Here is a 16,580-nt window from a genome sequence, read left to right on the forward strand (position 1 = left end):
TGATTAAATTTTAACGACCAAAGTCTAAGTTACGAATTACACGTTATTTTGCTAATTTTAATAATGAGAAACTACTATTAAAAAAGTGACCAAGGTTGGGCACAGGCAAGGAGTTTGGTTATGGATCAGAGCCAAGTAGAACAGATTCTACGCAATCCAAAGTTTCAAAAGATGGTCAAGAAAAAAAGTGCATTAAGCTGGACGCTCACAATCATTATGTTAGTGCTTTATGTGGGCTTTATGCTACTTGTTGGCTACAACAAAGAATTTTTAATGAGTTCATTTAGTGGTGGTGTAACGACATGGGGTATTCCACTAGGCTTAGGAATTATTGTTTTATCTTTCCTACTGTGTGGCGTGTATTCCTATATCGCAAACAATACCCTTGACCAGTTGAGTGAAGAAGCGTTGAAGGAAGTTGAAGCCATCACGCATGAGAAAGGATTACACTAATATGAAATGGAATTCATTAAAAGCGAAAGCCTTATTGGCAGCAGCATCGCTATATTCAACTGTTGCTATGGCTGGTCCAGATTTGGGTGAAGCCGAACAGCAAGCCACTAACTGGCATGCCATTATTATGTTCTTGATCTTTGTTGGTTTCACTTTGTTTATTACTAAGTGGGCTGCAAAACAAACTCAATCAGCACAAGATTTCTATACCGCAGGGGGCGGAATCAGCGGTTTCCAAAACGGATTGGCAATTGCCGGTGACTATATGTCAGCTGCATCTTTCCTCGGTATTTCCGCGATGGTGTTTAGTTCGGGTTTTGATGGCTTACTTTATTCTCTTGGGTTTATGGTAGGTTGGCCAATCGTTTTATTCTTGGTTGCAGAGCGTTTACGTAACCTCGGTAAATACAACCTTTCAGATGTAGTGTCATTCCGTCTCGAAGAAAAACCGGTCCGTACTTTAGCTGCCTTAAGCTCGCTTGTGGTTGTGGCATTCTACTTGATCGCTCAAATGGTAGGTGCGGGCCAGCTCATCAAATTACTATTTGGTTTGAACTACAACATCGCTGTTGTCATCGTTGGTCTATTAATGATGGCATATGTGATCTTTGGTGGCATGTTGGCAACAACATGGGTACAGATCATTAAAGCGGTTATGTTGCTTAGTGGTGCGACTTTCATGGCATTCATGGTAATGAAAGCGGTTGGTTTCAGCTTCAGCAACATGTTCACTCAATCAATTGAAGTATTCAGTAAAGTTCACAGCGTAAGCTTTGAAGAAGCTGCAAAAATTATGGGTCCAGGTAAACTTGCCGCAAACCCGATTGATGCATTGTCTCTTGGCTTAGCACTCATGTTTGGTACAGCGGGTCTTCCACACATTCTTATGCGTTTCTTCACTGTAAAAGACGCAAAAGAAGCACGTAAATCGGTTGTGGTTGCGACAGGTTTCATTGGTTACTTCTATCTTTTAACTTTCATTATTGGTTTCGGTGCGATCCTTTTCGTATCAAACAACCCTCAATTCCTTGATGTTGCAAAAATGGCAGTATCAGGCAAGCTTGAACTTGTTGGTGGTAACAACATGGCAGCCGTGCATTTAAGTGACGCTTTAGGCGGTGACTTATTCATGGGCTTCATTTCAGCAGTAGCGTTCGCAACGATTCTTGCTGTTGTTGCTGGTTTAACACTTTCAGGTGCATCTGCAATCTCACATGACTTATACGCTAACGTATTCAAGAAAGGTCAAACGACTCCAGCTTCAGAACTTCGTATGTCAAAAATTGCGACACTTGGTTTAGCAATCTTTGCCATGATTTTGGGTATCTTGTTTGAAAAGCAAAACGTAGCATTCATGGTGGGCTTAGCGTTCTCTGTGGCATGTTGTGCAAACTTCCCAATTCTTGTTCTTTCAATGTTCTGGAAAGGTTTAACTACTCGTGGTGCAGTTATCGGTGGTGTGGTTGGTCTTGTAACAGCGGTAGTACTGATTGTTCTGTCTAAAGCGGTTTGGGTAGATACTTTAAAAATCTCTGATACACCAGTTAACCCATTCAATGGTCCTGCATTATTTGCTATGCCATTGTCATTCCTTTGCTGTTGGTTCTTCTCGGTGACAGACAACTCTGCACGTGCTAAAAAAGAGCGTGCTGCATTCGATGCCCAATACGTTCGTTCAATGACAGGTATCGGTGCTTCTGGTGCCTCAGATCACTAAAATCAAAATGGATTAAATATCTATCTCATTAAAAGCCCTGCGGGGCTTTTTTTGTTGATCTCATACATTAAAGTGAAAGAAGCTCTTTAATAAAGAACAACTTGTTTGTCCTATTTTTTGTACAGTATGATTTCTTATAATTCAAAACATAATGAAAAAGGAAAATAATTAAATGCGATCTATTATGGACTTCTGGGCGAGCTTTCGACTGCTACCTTCTGCATGGTTGCTGCTTGTGCAATTTATCCTACTCATTTTGGCCATGCTCACCTTTCATGATGTATTTTACCGGACCCTAACGTGGGCTTTAGGAGTGCTTGCCTTACTTATTATTGCCAAAGTGATTCGCCAAACTCCAATGTTTACTTTTCTGGGATTAACTTTTGTCAGTGGAGCGATTATATCCTCAGTCTTTATTTTATTGGGCTATAGCAATTTAACGATCCAGATATTTGCTCATAGTTGTGAAGCGCTAGCTTACTTTTCGGCTGCTTACGGTTTATTTCGTTATATGTTTGCTGATCGCTATTTAACAAGAGATGAATTATTTGCAGCCGCCGCGGTTTTTACTTTGCTTGCTTGGGGCTTTGCATTCCTCTACAACATTTGTCAGCTATTGATTCCAGCTAGCTTCCAAAATCCAAACAATGTTCATCATTTGCAGACTTGGTTAGATCTACTGTTCCTGAGCTTCAGCTTACAGTCAGCAACAGGCTTATCTGATTTAATGCCACTTAGTCCACCAGCACGCGTTTTGGCCATGCTACAAATGTTTTGTGGCGTGATGTATCTCGCTTTGATTGTCACACGCTTAATTGCTCTACAGTACATTGCCCATCCAACAAAGAAGGATTCTGACAAATAAAGGAGAAGGTGTTTTAATTTTTTACACCTTTGTAACTGCAATATTATTTAAGTTTATTTAAAGTATTATCGGCTTTCTCTATTGAAAGATTTAACTTTGTTCATTCTGTGAATGTCTTTATTGGCTTTATGCCTGTCACTTTTCATTAAAATAACATGGAGGAGTTATGCCTTCCAAACAACCAGGTTGGTTCGCAAACGTTAATCCTAACGTATTTTTTGGTACGGTCATTATCATTGCTTTGTTCTTGGCAGTTGTTGTGATCGCCCCGAGTTCTTTTGAACTTCTAACGCAGCAATTAAAACAATGGATCACCGATTCATTTAGCTGGTTTTATGTTTTATCTGTAGCCTTCTTTCTCATTTTATTGATTTATATCGCCTGTTCATCAATAGGTCGAATTAAATTAGGACCTGACCATAGTCAGCCTGAATATAATAATGGGTCTTGGTTTGCCATGCTGTTTACAGCAGGGATGGGTATCGGTCTCATGTTCTTCGGGGTTGCCGAACCTGTCATGCATTATGTTAATCCACCGAGTGGAGATGCTCAGACTATTGAGGCAGCACAGCAAGCATTAAGGGTGACCTTCTTCCACTGGGGCTTGCATGCGTGGGCTATTTACGCAGTGGTCGGATTGGCATTGGCTTATTTTGCTTATCGACATAATTTACCGTTAAAGACCCGTTCAGCCCTTTATCCTCTCATTGGTAAGAAGATTTATGGGCCTTGGGGCGACAGCATCGATATATTCGCAACTATTGGTACGGTATTTGGTGTAGCAACTTCTCTAGGGTTTGGCGTTACCCAGATTAACTCGGGTTTACATTATTTGTTCGGTGTCGAGCAAAGCACCCATATTCAAGTATTACTGATTATTTTTGTGAGCATTTTAGCTTCCTTGTCTGTGTTCTTAGGTCTTGATAAAGGGGTTAAACGTTTATCAGAGCTAAACTTAGTCTTAGCCTTAATATTATTAGTCTTTGTTTTTGTTGCTGGTCCTAGTATTTATTTACTCCAGACTACTATTCAAAACACTGGGCAATATATCTCTAACCTTTTTACCATGACATTCAATTTATACGCTTATCAGCCGAATGGATGGATTGGTGGTTGGACCATTTTATATTGGGCTTGGTGGATTTCTTGGTCGCCATTTGTGGGTATGTTTATCGCAAGGGTTTCACGTGGTCGTACCATTCGAGAATTTATTGTAGGGGTTCTCCTCATCCCGACAGGCTTTACCATTATCTGGATGGGCTTTTTAGGAAACGCTGCATTATTTAGCATTATCCATGAACATCAAGCCACTCTCATTCAGGCTGTTCAGCAAGACTCATCAGTAGCTCTATTTGAGTTTTTAGGACACTTACCGTGGTCAGGTGTCATGAATATTTTGGCTACCGTTTTAGTCGTTTTATTCTTTGTGACCTCTGCTGACTCGGGAGCATTGGTAACAGACTACTTAACTGCAAAAACTGAAAATTCACCAACTTGGCAGCGTTTGTTCTGGACAGTATTGATGGCTGTACTCGCCATTATTTTATTGTTAGTCGGTGGTTTGGCTGCGCTTCAATCTTCAATCATTATGAGTGCATTGCCGTTTACTGTGGTTATGCTGTTCATGAGTTGGGGATTAATAAAAGCATTGCATCTTGATGTCACGAAAATGCAAGCAATTCAGGAAGCTCGAATTACCCCACGTGCCATTCATAATCCAAGAAGCTGGCAACAGCGGCTAGGTTTAATCATGCACTATCCTCATAGTGAAGAAGAGGTTAGAGAATATATCGAAAAACAAGTAGCTCGTGCGTTTGAAAATATCAAACATGAATTTAGACGCCGTCATTTAGAAGTTTTAATTACTCAACTTGAGGATGGGATGCAGCTTCGAGTCGATCATCACAATGAAATTAATTTTATTTATAAAGTTGTTTCACGTGAAACAGTACCACCAAGTTTTTTAATTGGACGTACTGAAGCCGAAGATGGGCAATATTTCCAAGCCGAAGTGTTTTTAAGAGAAGGTGGACAGAACTATGATGTAATGGATTGGACCCAAGAGGATTTGATCCAAGACATTATCGATCAATATGAACGCCATTTATATTTCTTAAATATTGTACGAAGCTAAATTTAGCTGTAAAAAAAGGACTCAATTGAGTCCTTTTTTAATTCGATTTCTAAATTAAATTAGAAACGGAATTTAGCATTTAAGCCGATAGTTTGTGTATCGTAGCTAGACTTTTTAACGTCAGCTTTCATGTACGATGCACCAACTGCTACAGCTGGAGTAATGAAGTAGTTTACGTTACCACCCCAAGCTTGACGGAATTCACCAAGGTCATTGCCTTTGATATCAGCTGAACCATCGTTACCAACGAAAGAAGCGCCAACGCTTAACTTAGGAGTTAAGTAAAGGTCAGTTTTCAAACCGTATTGGTTTTCTTGACCGAAAGCACCAGCAGCTTCAAAACCAATTGCCATGTTAGTTCCATCGATTGGACCTACATATTTAGCACGAGCTGTAACAGCATCTTGGTCGTCTTGAATCGCAGCAGTTTGGTTTGCAGCAGTGTAGATACCGTTGCTGATGATACCGAAGTTATCTAAAGCGAATTGGTTAGCAACGCTTGTATAACCAACAGTCATCAAGAAGTTAGGTAACAACATAGCACCAACTTCTAATGCATAACGGTCACCGTTGTCATCTTTAGAGAAGTTGTTTTTACCATCAACATCAGTGTGGTTATAAGTTGCGCTAGCATATACAGGAAGGTAAGGAGTAGGAACGTAAGCCTCACCTTTAACGCCGTATGTACCAACGTGGTAGTTCAAACCGTTGTTTTGGTCATACTGTTGGTAGCTATAACCTAAAGATACGCTAGAAGCTTGGTTCAAGAAAGCTGCTTCAGCTAAAGGACCCTTAGCGGTATCAACATTTTTTAAATAGAATGTACCAGCAACGTCACCAGTGAAGTTTTTATCGTTTGCAGTTGTGTCAACATATTCAGATTGACCTTGAACTTCAAATTGATAAGCATGAGCACCGGTCATGGCTAATAATACAGCAGTGGCTAAACCAAGTTTTTTCATAATCATTTCCAGCATTAACAAGAGATAAAGCTGGGGTCATTGTATTGTAACAATTTATGAAGTCAATAATCTAGAACAGGTAATGTTAAAGATATTTGACACTTATGTTAAAATTGGTGAAAAACTAATCAAATGAAAAGTGGTTTGTCAACCTGATAAAAAAATGAACATTTACAATAAGCTAATAATTATATTTCATTAAGAATTAAGAAGTAAATGTTAAAAAGATATTACAATTGTGATTGGAAAAATAGATTGCATTAATCGGTTTTAACATTAACAAAAATATAGCTGTGTTTACAATGTGAATAAAAAACCGCCATTTTATTGTCAAATTCTTTTTATTTTGAGGAATAGTTAACAATATTTGGATTAGTTTAACTAAAAAATTTAACTATTCTTAATTATTATATAAGTGAATAAAATAAAAGAAATCTCTATTTTAAGTTGAAAAAACGATTAAAATTTTAATCCTGATTAATTTAATCAACTTTACAAAGGTAGAGGTAAATCACATAATTCGATTGCAAAGTTCACTGCCTAACGTTTTTTAGGATTTAAAGTGCTTGCCCAGATACGATGTGTAGAACACATCAGATTTTACGAGCTCAGCTTTCCCCAAGGTTGAGCTTTTTTTTATCTGTAAGAAAATCTAAAAATTAAAATAAGAGTTATGTGAATTTTATTGAAAAAATGAGAGGCCAAAAAGAGCCCAGCTTAAAGCTGGGCAGTGGATGCTGGGAGAGGCATCCAAGAGGACAAGTAAATACTGTTTTTACTATCATGATTAAAAATCTTTAATCTGTAAAATAGAGTTTTTTTATAAAAAGCATTCAATTTTTCGATTCATTTTGTTATTTAAGCTGACAAAATTTAGGGATCGTATAATTATTAAAAAAGAAATGAAGGGGTTAATGATGAAATTTTAGTTATTAAAATGCTAGGATGGATTTAAGCCTAATTTATATCGTATTAAAAATGGCAGGACATTTACGGAGTACCAGCTAGAAATGTCAGGATTACGTTCAGAGCATATTAGTAATCGACTGTTCTTTTTTATGCTGGTTATTATTTTATCCTTATTATTCATGGCAGTACCTCTTATTGTGGGAAGCTATCAGGATTATATAAAAACTAGACAAGCCCTAGCTGAAATAAAAAGTTTAAGAGCAGTAGCCGATATTGCCTATAAAGTTTCTAAGGAACGTGCTCCTGCTAATAAAATGATGTCGAGTGGTCCTCATGATTTGGTAAAAAATCAGCAAGAATTAAAAAAATTTCGTTTAATCGTTGATGCACAAATTGATACAAGCATTTTAATTTTAAAACAAGCTGGTTATGTTTCCTTAGCCAATGAGCTGCAAACCAATTTTAAAGAAAATCTTAGACAAGCCCGACATGTGGTTGATTATTACGGTGAAACTCCATATACAGCAAGAACTTCTGTTCAACTGGATAATGCCATTTTAGGGATGTTTGGCGCATGGGATAATTGTAGGGAAATACTGCAAAAACTAATGTTGCAGTTAAAAAGTAAAGATAGCCGTATCTCTAATTATTTTACGCTTATTATTGTGCTGACTGATATGCGTGATCAGGCTGGGCGTATGGCCTCTAACATTATTGCTCCCGTCAGTTTTAATGAAGAGATCCCAAGTAATAATCGTGCACGTTCATTACAAACTCAACACCAAGCTAGATATTTATGGATTTTGGTCGATACCTTACAGCCTGAACAGGCAAAAACTCCAGAATACCGTCGGTTATATTCTAGAGTGAAAACAGAGTTTATAGATCAGGGTATTCCGATTGTAGAAAGGCTATTAGAAGAAAGCCAAAAGAGCGAACCATATTTTTTAAGTGGTACACAGTTAACCGAAGCAATTGTAGGTAAATTTACCACTGTGGTTGATTTGCAAAGTTATATTCTTGATGAGAGTGTAGTCATTGCCACTCAAGAAAATGCAATTGCTCGAAATGGTTTCTTTTTAACTTTATTTATTTCTCTAATTTCTTTAGCAACAGCGTTACTTACCCTGATATATGCGCAAAGACGAGTATTTTCGCCTTTAATTAAAGCGAGAACTTTAATTTTAGATTTATCGCATAGTTCTGATCATTGTAAAGATGAGATGAATGTCGCCACCAAAGGTGAATTTTTTTCTCTATTTGAAGCAATTGACCGATTACAACGTATGTTGCAACAACGCGACGCTTTTGAATTTCAGTTAAAGAATATTGCCAATACTGATCCACTCACCGGAGTCTCCAATCGTTTAGCTTTATCTGAATATTTAAAAATAGTTGAAAGTTATCCTCAAAAATTTACGCAGACCTGTTTAATGATTATCGATATAGATCGTTTTAAACAGGTGAACGACCAATATGGGCATATTGTAGGTGATCGCGTCATTGTCAGTATTGCCGAGCAATTAAAGCAAAATATTCGTAGTTCGGATTTAATTGTTCGTTATGGCGGAGATGAGTTTTTAATATTGCTAGAGCAGGTGCAATTTATAGATGCTCGTCTTTTAGCAGAGAAAATTCGGATTGCGATTTCTTTAGAAGAAATTTGTTTATCTGGTTCAGATGAAAAATTGCATGTCTCTGTCAGTATTGGTTTTGCCATAGGCGCAGCGAGTTGGATTGAGCTTTTAGAGAAAGCTGACCGTTCTTTATTAAGAGCTAAAGCCAGAGGTCGGAATGCGGTTGAGGGGTAAAAAAGCCGGAAATGAGTTCCGGCTTTTTTTATTCAATAAATTATTTCAACATCGGTTTTAAGAAACGACCTGTATGTGAAATTTCAACCTCAGCCACTTGTTCAGGTGTGCCTTCGGCAATGATCATACCACCGCCCGAACCACCTTCTGGACCTAAGTCGACAACCCAGTCAGCTGTTTTAATCACATCAAGGTTATGTTCAATCACCACAATGGTATTACCCTTGTTACGTAGCTCATGCAAAATATCGAGTAACTTGGCAATATCATGGAAATGTAGACCTGTTGTTGGTTCATCCAAGATATATAAAGTTTTACCCGTATCTCGTTTTGCTAACTCACGTGCAAGTTTTACACGTTGCGCTTCACCACCCGATAAGGTCGTAGCGGCTTGACCTAAACGAATATAGCCTAAGCCCACCTGAGTTAAGGTTTCTAAGCGGCGGTGGATGACTGGAATGGCACTAAAGAACTCAGCAGCATCTTCAACAGTCATTTCTAGAACATCAGAAATGTTTTTGCCTTTATAGCCCACTTCAAGCGTTTCACGGTTATAACGTTTGCCATGACACGCATCGCATGGCACATACATGTCTGGTAGGAAGTGCATTGCGACTTTGATCATACCGTCGCCTTCACAGGCTTCACAGCGTCCGCCTTTTACGTTAAACGAGAAACGACCCGCACTATAACCACGCGCTTTCGCTTCTGGGGTTTGAGCAAATAACTCACGGATTGGCGTAAATAACCCTGTATAAGTCGCTGGGTTAGAACGCGGTGTACGGCCAATCGGGCTTTGGTCAATATCAACAACTTTATCTAGATGTTGAAGTCCATCAATCGAGTCAAACTTTTCAGCGGTTAACGTCGTTGCGCCATTGAGTTGTGTTGCAGCTAATGGAAGCAAAGTACGGTTAATCAGTGTTGATTTACCCGAACCTGAAACGCCAGTCACACAAGTCATAATGCCGAGCGGAATCGTTAAATCGACATTTTTTAAGTTATGACCTGCTGCACCTGAAAGTTTGATGACTTCATCTGGACGTGGTGATTCAGTACGTTTTTTTGGCACTTCAATTTTGAGTTTGCCAGAAAGGTATTGTCCTGTGAGTGAGTCGGCATGTTTAGCCAGTTCATCATAAGTACCTTCAGCAATAATCACACCGCCGTGTACACCAGCACCAGGACCGATATCAATAATATGGTCAGCAGCACGGATTGCATCTTCATCGTGTTCAACGACTAATACCGTGTTGCCTAAATCACGTAAGCGAATCAGAGTTTGTAATAAACGATCGTTATCGCGTTGATGTAGACCAATTGATGGTTCATCGAGCACATACATGACGCCCATTAAACCTGCACCAATCTGCGAAGCTAAACGGATACGCTGTGCTTCACCACCAGATAAGGTTTCTGCAGAGCGAGCCAGACTTAAATAGTTAAGTCCCACACTCACCAAGAAATGTAAACGCTCTCGAATCTCTTTAAAGATTTTATCTGCGATTTCACCTTTAGCACCTTCAAGGTTTAAACCTTGGTAGTAGCTTTCAGCATCACCAATCGACATGCGGGTAATGTCAGCAATGGTTTTGTCTTTCACACGAACATGACGTGAAATTTCATTGAGACGTGAACCATCACATGCATCACACGCTGCATTAGAGAGATATTGAGCTAAATCATCCCGTACATAGTTACTTTCAGTTTCACGGTAACGACGTTCAAGGTGCGGCAAAATCCCTTCAAACGGTTGTACGCGAGTATGTTTACGGCCACGTTCGTCGATATAGCTTAAATCAACTTTTTCTTTGCCAGTACCTTGTAAGAATTTCTTTTGAGTATCTTTATCTAGCTTGTTCCAAGGCGTATCAAGCTGAAAACCAAAATGATCGGCAACTTTTTGTAGCATTGAATAGTAATATGGACGTTGACGATCCCAACCACGAATAGCACCTTCACTAATTGCAAGATCCGGATTTGGAATGAGCTTTTCAGAACTAAAATGACTACGGGTACCTAAACCATCACAAACAGGGCAGGCACCGAACGGGTTGTTAAATGAAAATAAACGTGGCTCAAGTTCTGCGACTGCACGATCACACTCAGGGCATGAATGCTTTGCAGAAAAAACACGATCAGGATGTTCGCCATTCATCCACGATAAAACAGCAATATCGCCTCCTAAACGTAGTGCGGTTTCAAATGATTCGGCAATACGGTTACCTAAGTCTTCACGTACTTTGAAGCGGTCGACTACAACTTCGATGGTATGTTTTTTCTTTTTGTCGAGTTCTGGTGGTGTATCAATATCAATGATTTCACCATCCACACGGGCACGAACAAAACCTTGACCTTGTAGCTGCTCGAACAAGTTACTGTATTCACCTTTACGTTCACGAACCACTGGGGCAAGCAACATAAGTGCTGTGCCTTCTTCAAGCGTTTTTACCGCATCGACCATTTCAGAAACAGTTTGCGCAACCATTGGTAAGTCGTGTTCAGGGCAGTAAGGGGTGCCGACACGTGCGTAAAGTAAACGCAAATAGTCATAAATTTCGGTAATCGTACCAACGGTTGAACGTGGGTTATGACTGGTAGATTTTTGCTCAATGGCAATCGCTGGTGATAAACCTTCAATCGAGTCAACTTCAGGCTTTTCCATTTGCGATAGAAACTGACGGGCATACGCTGAAAGTGATTCGACGTAACGGCGTTGTCCTTCGGCGTACAGGGTATCGAAGGCAAGAGAAGATTTTCCTGAACCTGATAACCCCGTAATTACCACAAATTTGTCGCGTGGAATATCGAGAGACACATTTTTTAAATTATGGGTACGTGCGCCTCGAATACGGATATGACTTTGGCTCATAAAACATCTCAATTATGTATTGATGAAAATTTAGGTGTTGATTGCTCAGTCGCAGAGAGGTGTGACTGGTTATAAACAACAGACCCTATATATGATAACGATTTAAAATTGTTCAAGTGGTACAAAATGATTTAAAGCGACAAATTGTGACGGTTAAACGACAATCGACAAAATTTGTTTAAATAAGCAGATTGTATTTTTAACATTCCTTACTTCAGATTTCTACTCTAAGCAAATTTTAACCAGCAACACAACTTTACTAGACGACTGGTCTAATAGTTGTTTATGATGTGTGCATGAAACGATTAAATAAAAGTGAAACCACGCGACAACACATTTTAGATACGAGCTTTGAGCTGGTACTACGTAAAGGTTTTGTCGGTGTTGGTTTGCAAGAAATCTTAAAGGCTTGTGACGTACCCAAAGGTTCGTTCTATCACTACTTTGCTTCGAAAGAGGCATTTGGCTGTGCATTGCTCGAGCAATATATGGCTGATTATAAAGTTCGTATGGAACAACTTTGGCAACGCAGTGAGCAAAGTGCCCATGCTCGTTTAATGGCCCTATGGCAGGCATGGATTGATGATCCCGTAAACGGTAGTTGGGCTGAAAACTGTCTGATTGTGAAGTTAGCGGCAGAGGTTTCTGACTTATCAGAAGACATGCGCCAAATTCTCAATGACGGTGTGCACAAACTAACGCAACGTTTGGCTTTGCTACTCAAAGAAGGGCAACAAGAAGGATCAATTCCAAAACATATTGAGCCTTTAAAAACTGCGCAAGTCATGTATCAGTTATGGTTAGGTGCTGCTTTACTCACAAAATTGTCGCAAGACAAAGCACATCTACATTTAGCCTTAGAAACTACCCAACAACTCTTAAAACCGATAGAGGAATAAAGCATGCGAAGTATTATCCATCGTAATTTTGGCGAACCTGTAGACGTTTTAGAGCAGGCGGATATGCCAAAGCCAGAACCAAAAGCAGGCGAAGTGCGTATTAAAACCATCATGTCTCCAATTCATAATCATGATGTATGGACAGTACGTGGAAGCTATGGCTACAAGCCAACCTTACCTGCGATTGGTGGTAGTGAAGCACTTGGTGTTGTAGATGCATTGGGTGAAGGCGTTTCTCATGTACAGATAGGGCAACGTATCGCAGTTGCGGCTGTGCATGGCAGTTGGGCTGAATACTTTATTGCACCAGCTCATGGGATTATTCCACTCAATAATGAAATTGATGATGAAACAGCAGCACAGCTGATTGGTATGCCAATTAGTGCTCTCATGCTACTCGACTTTGTAAATGTTCAACCGGGTCAATGGCTCATTCAAAACACGGCAAATGGTGCAGTCGGTAAAACAGTTGCGATGATTGCACAGGCACGTGGCTTACCTGTAATTAATTTAGTTCGTCGTACTGATGCGATTGCAGAGATGCAAGCATTAGGTATTCAGCATGTTGTTGCGACTGATCAGCCAAACTGGAAAGAGCAAGTTAAACAGATTCACGGCGACCAACCGCTGATTGCTGGTGTGGACTCGATTGGAGGAACTGCAAGTGGCGAAATGCTGAATTTACTCAGTGAAAATAGCTTGCTCGTTTCGTTTGGCAGTATGACTGGCGAAACCATGCAGATTTCATCGGGCGATTTGATTTTCAAACAAGCGACAGTAAAAGGTTTCTGGGCGAGTGTGGTCAATAAAGAAATGCCAGCAGCTCGTAAAAAGGAATTGATCGTTGAGCTGCTAACACTAGCGACTCAGAAAAAATTAATTCTGCCTGTAGAAGGTGTATTTAGTTTTGATGAGATTAAAACAGCTGCTCAAAGAGCAACACAAGGTGCTCGTCAAGGCAAAGTGTTGTTAAAACCGTAACACATTAAAAGATCAGTCGAGAGACTGATCTTTTTTCATATCTTTAAAATAAAAAGGAAAATCGTATGATCGGACAAATTTTAATTGCACTTATCGCAATATTACATGTCTATATTTTAGTGTTAGAAATGTTTTTGTGGGACAAGCCTTATGGCATGAAAGCCTTTGGAAATAATGCCGAAAAAGCAAAACTCACCAAAGTGATGGCACAGAACCAAGGTCTTTATAATGGCTTTTTAGCGGCGGGTTTATTCTGGTCCTTATTAGTTGATGCACCATTTGCAACATCAATTGCTAATTTCTTTTTAGGTTGTGTACTGATTGCAGGTATTTATGGCGGTCTGACTGCCAGCAAAAAGATTATTTATATTCAAGCAGTTCCTGCTTTAATTGCTTTGGTCGCTGTTAATTTTCTTTAAAAAGCGCAAAATACAGCGTTTTGAAATGGAAATGACCAGATAGGATCAGCGCATGTGGGCGTTATTTTTAAAGTGTATGTTAGGGGCTGGGGTTGTCCTCATTATTTCGATTTTATCGAAAAGTAAGGCATTTTACATTGCAGGTTTAGTCCCACTTTTTCCTACCTTCGCTTTAATTGCTCATGTGATTGTTTTTCAGCAAAAAGGAGCCGAAGCATTACAAAAAACGGCTCTGTTTGGTCTATGGTCACTTATTCCTTATGCCATTTATTTAGTTGTTGTTTATGTGCTGGCAACACGAATGTCGATGTGGTCTTGTCTAGGATTAGCAACTCTATGTTGGGTCGTAGCTGCGGCAGGTTTAATTTATGGCTGGCAGCTATTTCAACATTAAAAGATTAAGAGAAATCCCTTAATCTTTTAAATTGAACTATTTTTATGAATGCTCAACAACACGGGTTTTGAGCATACCTTCAACTAAATTAATCATCTTTTGGCGAGAAAGAATTCGGGGCAATTGAGACGTCAAATAGTTGCTACATCCCACCACAACTGTTGCTTTATTCTTATCTAATGCTTTAACTGTTGCAGACACAACGTCTTCAACCGTAGAGCTTTTCATACCACTCGTATCTGCATTTGCCACCTGAGTAAAATTGGTTTGGGTATTGCCCGGACAAACTGCCAGAAATTTAACTCCTGAAGAGCCGTATTCTCCTGCAAGAGCCTCAGTAAATTGCAATACATAAGATTTAGTTGCCCCATACACAGCAATATAAGGCAGAGGTTGAAACGCACCTGTAGATGAAATATTAATCATGATGCCTTTTTTGTTCGCAAGCATGTGGGGCAAAAATAAATAACATAAAGACGTTACACTGCTGATATTTAGCGTAATCATTTCTTGATAAGTAGATACAGATTGATCTAGAAATTTAGTCCATTTACCAAATCCTGCGTTGTTAATTAAAATCTCTACCGATAAGTTTCTGGCTTGCACTTCATCAAATAAGCTTTGAGCTGAATGGGGTTGAGCTAAATCTAAGACGATCACCTCAACATTCACGTTATATTTTTTGCTAAGTTCATCGGCTAAATCATTCAGCTTCTGTTCGGAGCGTGCCGTTAAAATGAGATGAATTCCTAAAGACGCAAGTTCTTGAGCATAGGCTTTGCCTATTCCTGAAGATGCGCCTGTAATTAATGCTGTTGAATTTTTAAATGTAGAAAGGTGGGTGCTCATTTTATTGGTCCGTAATAAAAGAAGCTATTACCATAAACCTTGTCCCTAAGGGCAGAGTCAAGCACTCATTTTGAAAGCTATTTTCAGATTTTAATAAACTGTTTTAAGCAAAAATCTCATTGATAATATAAGTCTGAATAATCTCATCTTCCAGTTCTTTTAAATCTTCTTGCAAACGGCTTAAAGCTTCTTTCTGCTCAATAATTTGTTGGTTCTTTTTTTGAATAAGCTGCTGTGCAATTTCTACAGGAAAACGATTATTTTTATATTTTAAAGCCGACAGGTCATAAAGCTCGGAAAGGCTAAATCCAACAGCTTGTGCAAGGCGAATCATCTTAACCGATTGAACATCAATCTCTTCATAAATACGATAATTACCTTTTCTTTTTGCGACTGGCAGTAAACCTAATTTCTCATAATGCCGAATGGCCTTAGGAGTGGCTCCAGTCAAAGCCGCTAATTCGCCGATATACATATCTGTCTCGCATTTTATTGAAAATCGATCAGGCTATTAAGTGCACTGACCGATTCTTTTGAAGTTTTAAATATGATCTAAACCTAACCACTGTCTTTGGTGATAGGCACTATCCCAAAATAACCACTCAAGTTTTGCACCCATCGTATAGGCTGCATGCATTTTCTCTAAAGTATCTGCATCACAACGTGCGGCAACTTTATCTACTGTCGCAATCACATTACGAACGGCGGTATGGAACTCTTCACCTGCATAGGTATCAATCCATGCTTGGTAAGGGTTATTTGGAATGGATTTATTTACAATATCTTTACCGACTTCGGCGTAAATCCAGAAGCAAGGTAAAAGCGCAGCGAGTACAACAGGGTAGCTTTCAGACCAAGCAGTGGCTGTCAAAAATGAAGTGTAATGGTGGCCTGCTAATGTTAATGGGGTATTTTTAAATTCTTCTTTAGTTACACCAAAATTTTTCATGAAGTCATCATGCAAACTACGCTCCACCACAATTGCAATTTTAGCTGCATCTGAAAATTGCATAATATCGTCAGCCTCAAAGGCCTTTGCTGCTGCAACAGCAAGCACACGACCATAGGCCACTAAATATTGAGCATCTTGAATAACATAATGACAAAAAGCTTCTTTATCTAAAGTACCGTTAGCAAGTTCCTGATTAAAAGGCAGGTCGAGAATTTTTTGATATAAATTTAAATTGCGTTGCCAAAGTTCTTGAGAAAAAAGCATAAAAACATTCCATTTAAATTAAGACAGCTGAACCAGATTTTAAATCAATTTTAAAATACAAAAATAATAATGATAGATATATCCAAAGAAAATATTTAA

The 16,580-nt window shown here is 39.1% G+C and carries 14 protein-coding genes; 9 read left to right on the top strand and 5 right to left on the bottom strand.

From position 1 onward, the window contains the following. Window positions 1-120: 120 nt before the first annotated feature. From H7R46_RS00965 to H7R46_RS00980, 4 genes are all read left to right on the top strand, one after another. Window positions 121-453, top strand: coding sequence for a DUF485 domain-containing protein (locus H7R46_RS00965; RefSeq protein WP_000372818.1), 333 nt, complete (start codon window positions 121-123; stop codon window positions 451-453). Window position 454: 1 nt separating this feature from the next. Next, window positions 455-2,170 (top strand): cation acetate symporter, encoded by a 1,716-nt coding sequence (locus H7R46_RS00970; protein WP_002121878.1) that lies wholly within the window; start codon window positions 455-457, stop codon window positions 2,168-2,170. Window positions 2,171-2,342: 172 nt separating this feature from the next. Then, on the top strand, window positions 2,343-3,035 hold the full coding sequence (locus tag H7R46_RS00975) for an ion channel (RefSeq protein ID WP_005066857.1): 693 nt from the start codon (window positions 2,343-2,345) through the stop codon (window positions 3,033-3,035). 166 nt (window positions 3,036-3,201) lie between these two features. After that, a complete protein-coding gene (locus H7R46_RS00980; RefSeq protein ID WP_005066859.1) occupies window positions 3,202-5,169 on the top strand; it encodes a BCCT family transporter in 1,968 nt (655 codons plus the stop codon). A 59-nt stretch (window positions 5,170-5,228) separates the two neighbouring features. On the opposite strand, the gene omp33-36 is transcribed toward H7R46_RS00980, so the two are convergent. Beyond that, on the bottom strand, window positions 5,229-6,131 hold the full coding sequence (gene omp33-36, locus H7R46_RS00985) for a porin Omp33-36 (RefSeq protein WP_005066862.1): 903 nt from the start codon (window positions 6,129-6,131) through the stop codon (window positions 5,229-5,231). Between the two features lie 1,010 nt (window positions 6,132-7,141). Here omp33-36 and H7R46_RS00990 point away from each other — a divergent pair. Next, window positions 7,142-8,851 (top strand): GGDEF domain-containing protein, encoded by a 1,710-nt coding sequence (locus H7R46_RS00990; protein WP_005066867.1) that lies wholly within the window; start codon window positions 7,142-7,144, stop codon window positions 8,849-8,851. Between the two features lie 40 nt (window positions 8,852-8,891). On the opposite strand, the gene uvrA is transcribed toward H7R46_RS00990, so the two are convergent. After that, on the bottom strand, window positions 8,892-11,723 hold the full coding sequence (gene uvrA, locus H7R46_RS00995; RefSeq protein ID WP_005066870.1) for an excinuclease ABC subunit UvrA: 2,832 nt from the start codon (window positions 11,721-11,723) through the stop codon (window positions 8,892-8,894). Window positions 11,724-12,019: 296 nt separating this feature from the next. Between uvrA and H7R46_RS01000 the strand changes: the two genes are divergently transcribed. The 4 genes from H7R46_RS01000 (at window position 12,020) to H7R46_RS01015 (ending at window position 14,416) form a co-directional block, all read left to right on the top strand. Then, window positions 12,020-12,622 carry a TetR/AcrR family transcriptional regulator gene (locus H7R46_RS01000; RefSeq protein WP_005066871.1) on the top strand — a complete coding sequence of 201 codons (603 nt, stop codon included), beginning with the start codon at window positions 12,020-12,022 and terminating at the stop codon, window positions 12,620-12,622. Between the two features lie 3 nt (window positions 12,623-12,625). Beyond that, window positions 12,626-13,603: a zinc-binding dehydrogenase gene (locus H7R46_RS01005; protein WP_005066875.1), complete on the top strand. Its 978-nt coding sequence runs from the start codon at window positions 12,626-12,628 to the stop codon at window positions 13,601-13,603. 65 nt (window positions 13,604-13,668) lie between these two features. After that, window positions 13,669-14,022 (top strand): DUF1304 domain-containing protein, encoded by a 354-nt coding sequence (locus H7R46_RS01010; protein ID WP_005066877.1) that lies wholly within the window; start codon window positions 13,669-13,671, stop codon window positions 14,020-14,022. A 52-nt stretch (window positions 14,023-14,074) separates the two neighbouring features. Next, the gene (locus H7R46_RS01015; protein WP_005066878.1) at window positions 14,075-14,416 is read left to right on the top strand and encodes a GlpM family protein; all 342 of its coding nucleotides are present in this window, start codon (window positions 14,075-14,077) and stop codon (window positions 14,414-14,416) included. A gap of 42 nt (window positions 14,417-14,458) precedes the next feature. Here the strand turns inward: H7R46_RS01015 and H7R46_RS01020 are convergent, their stop codons facing one another. The 3 genes from H7R46_RS01020 to tenA all read right to left on the bottom strand — a co-directional run bounded on the left by H7R46_RS01020 (window position 14,459) and on the right by tenA (window position 16,481). Continuing rightward, window positions 14,459-15,265: an SDR family NAD(P)-dependent oxidoreductase gene (locus H7R46_RS01020; RefSeq protein WP_005066880.1), complete on the bottom strand. Its 807-nt coding sequence runs from the start codon at window positions 15,263-15,265 to the stop codon at window positions 14,459-14,461. Window positions 15,266-15,368: 103 nt separating this feature from the next. Beyond that, the gene (locus H7R46_RS01025; protein WP_005066882.1) at window positions 15,369-15,740 is read right to left on the bottom strand and encodes a MerR family transcriptional regulator; all 372 of its coding nucleotides are present in this window, start codon (window positions 15,738-15,740) and stop codon (window positions 15,369-15,371) included. Window positions 15,741-15,806: 66 nt separating this feature from the next. Beyond that, a complete protein-coding gene (gene tenA, locus H7R46_RS01030) occupies window positions 15,807-16,481 on the bottom strand; it encodes a thiaminase II (RefSeq protein WP_005066884.1) in 675 nt (224 codons plus the stop codon). Between the last annotated feature and the right edge of the window lie 99 nt (window positions 16,482-16,580).

The organism is Acinetobacter sp. BEC1-S18-ESBL-01, assembly GCF_014169935.1.
Classification (GTDB): Bacteria; Pseudomonadota; Gammaproteobacteria; order Pseudomonadales; family Moraxellaceae; genus Acinetobacter; species Acinetobacter pittii.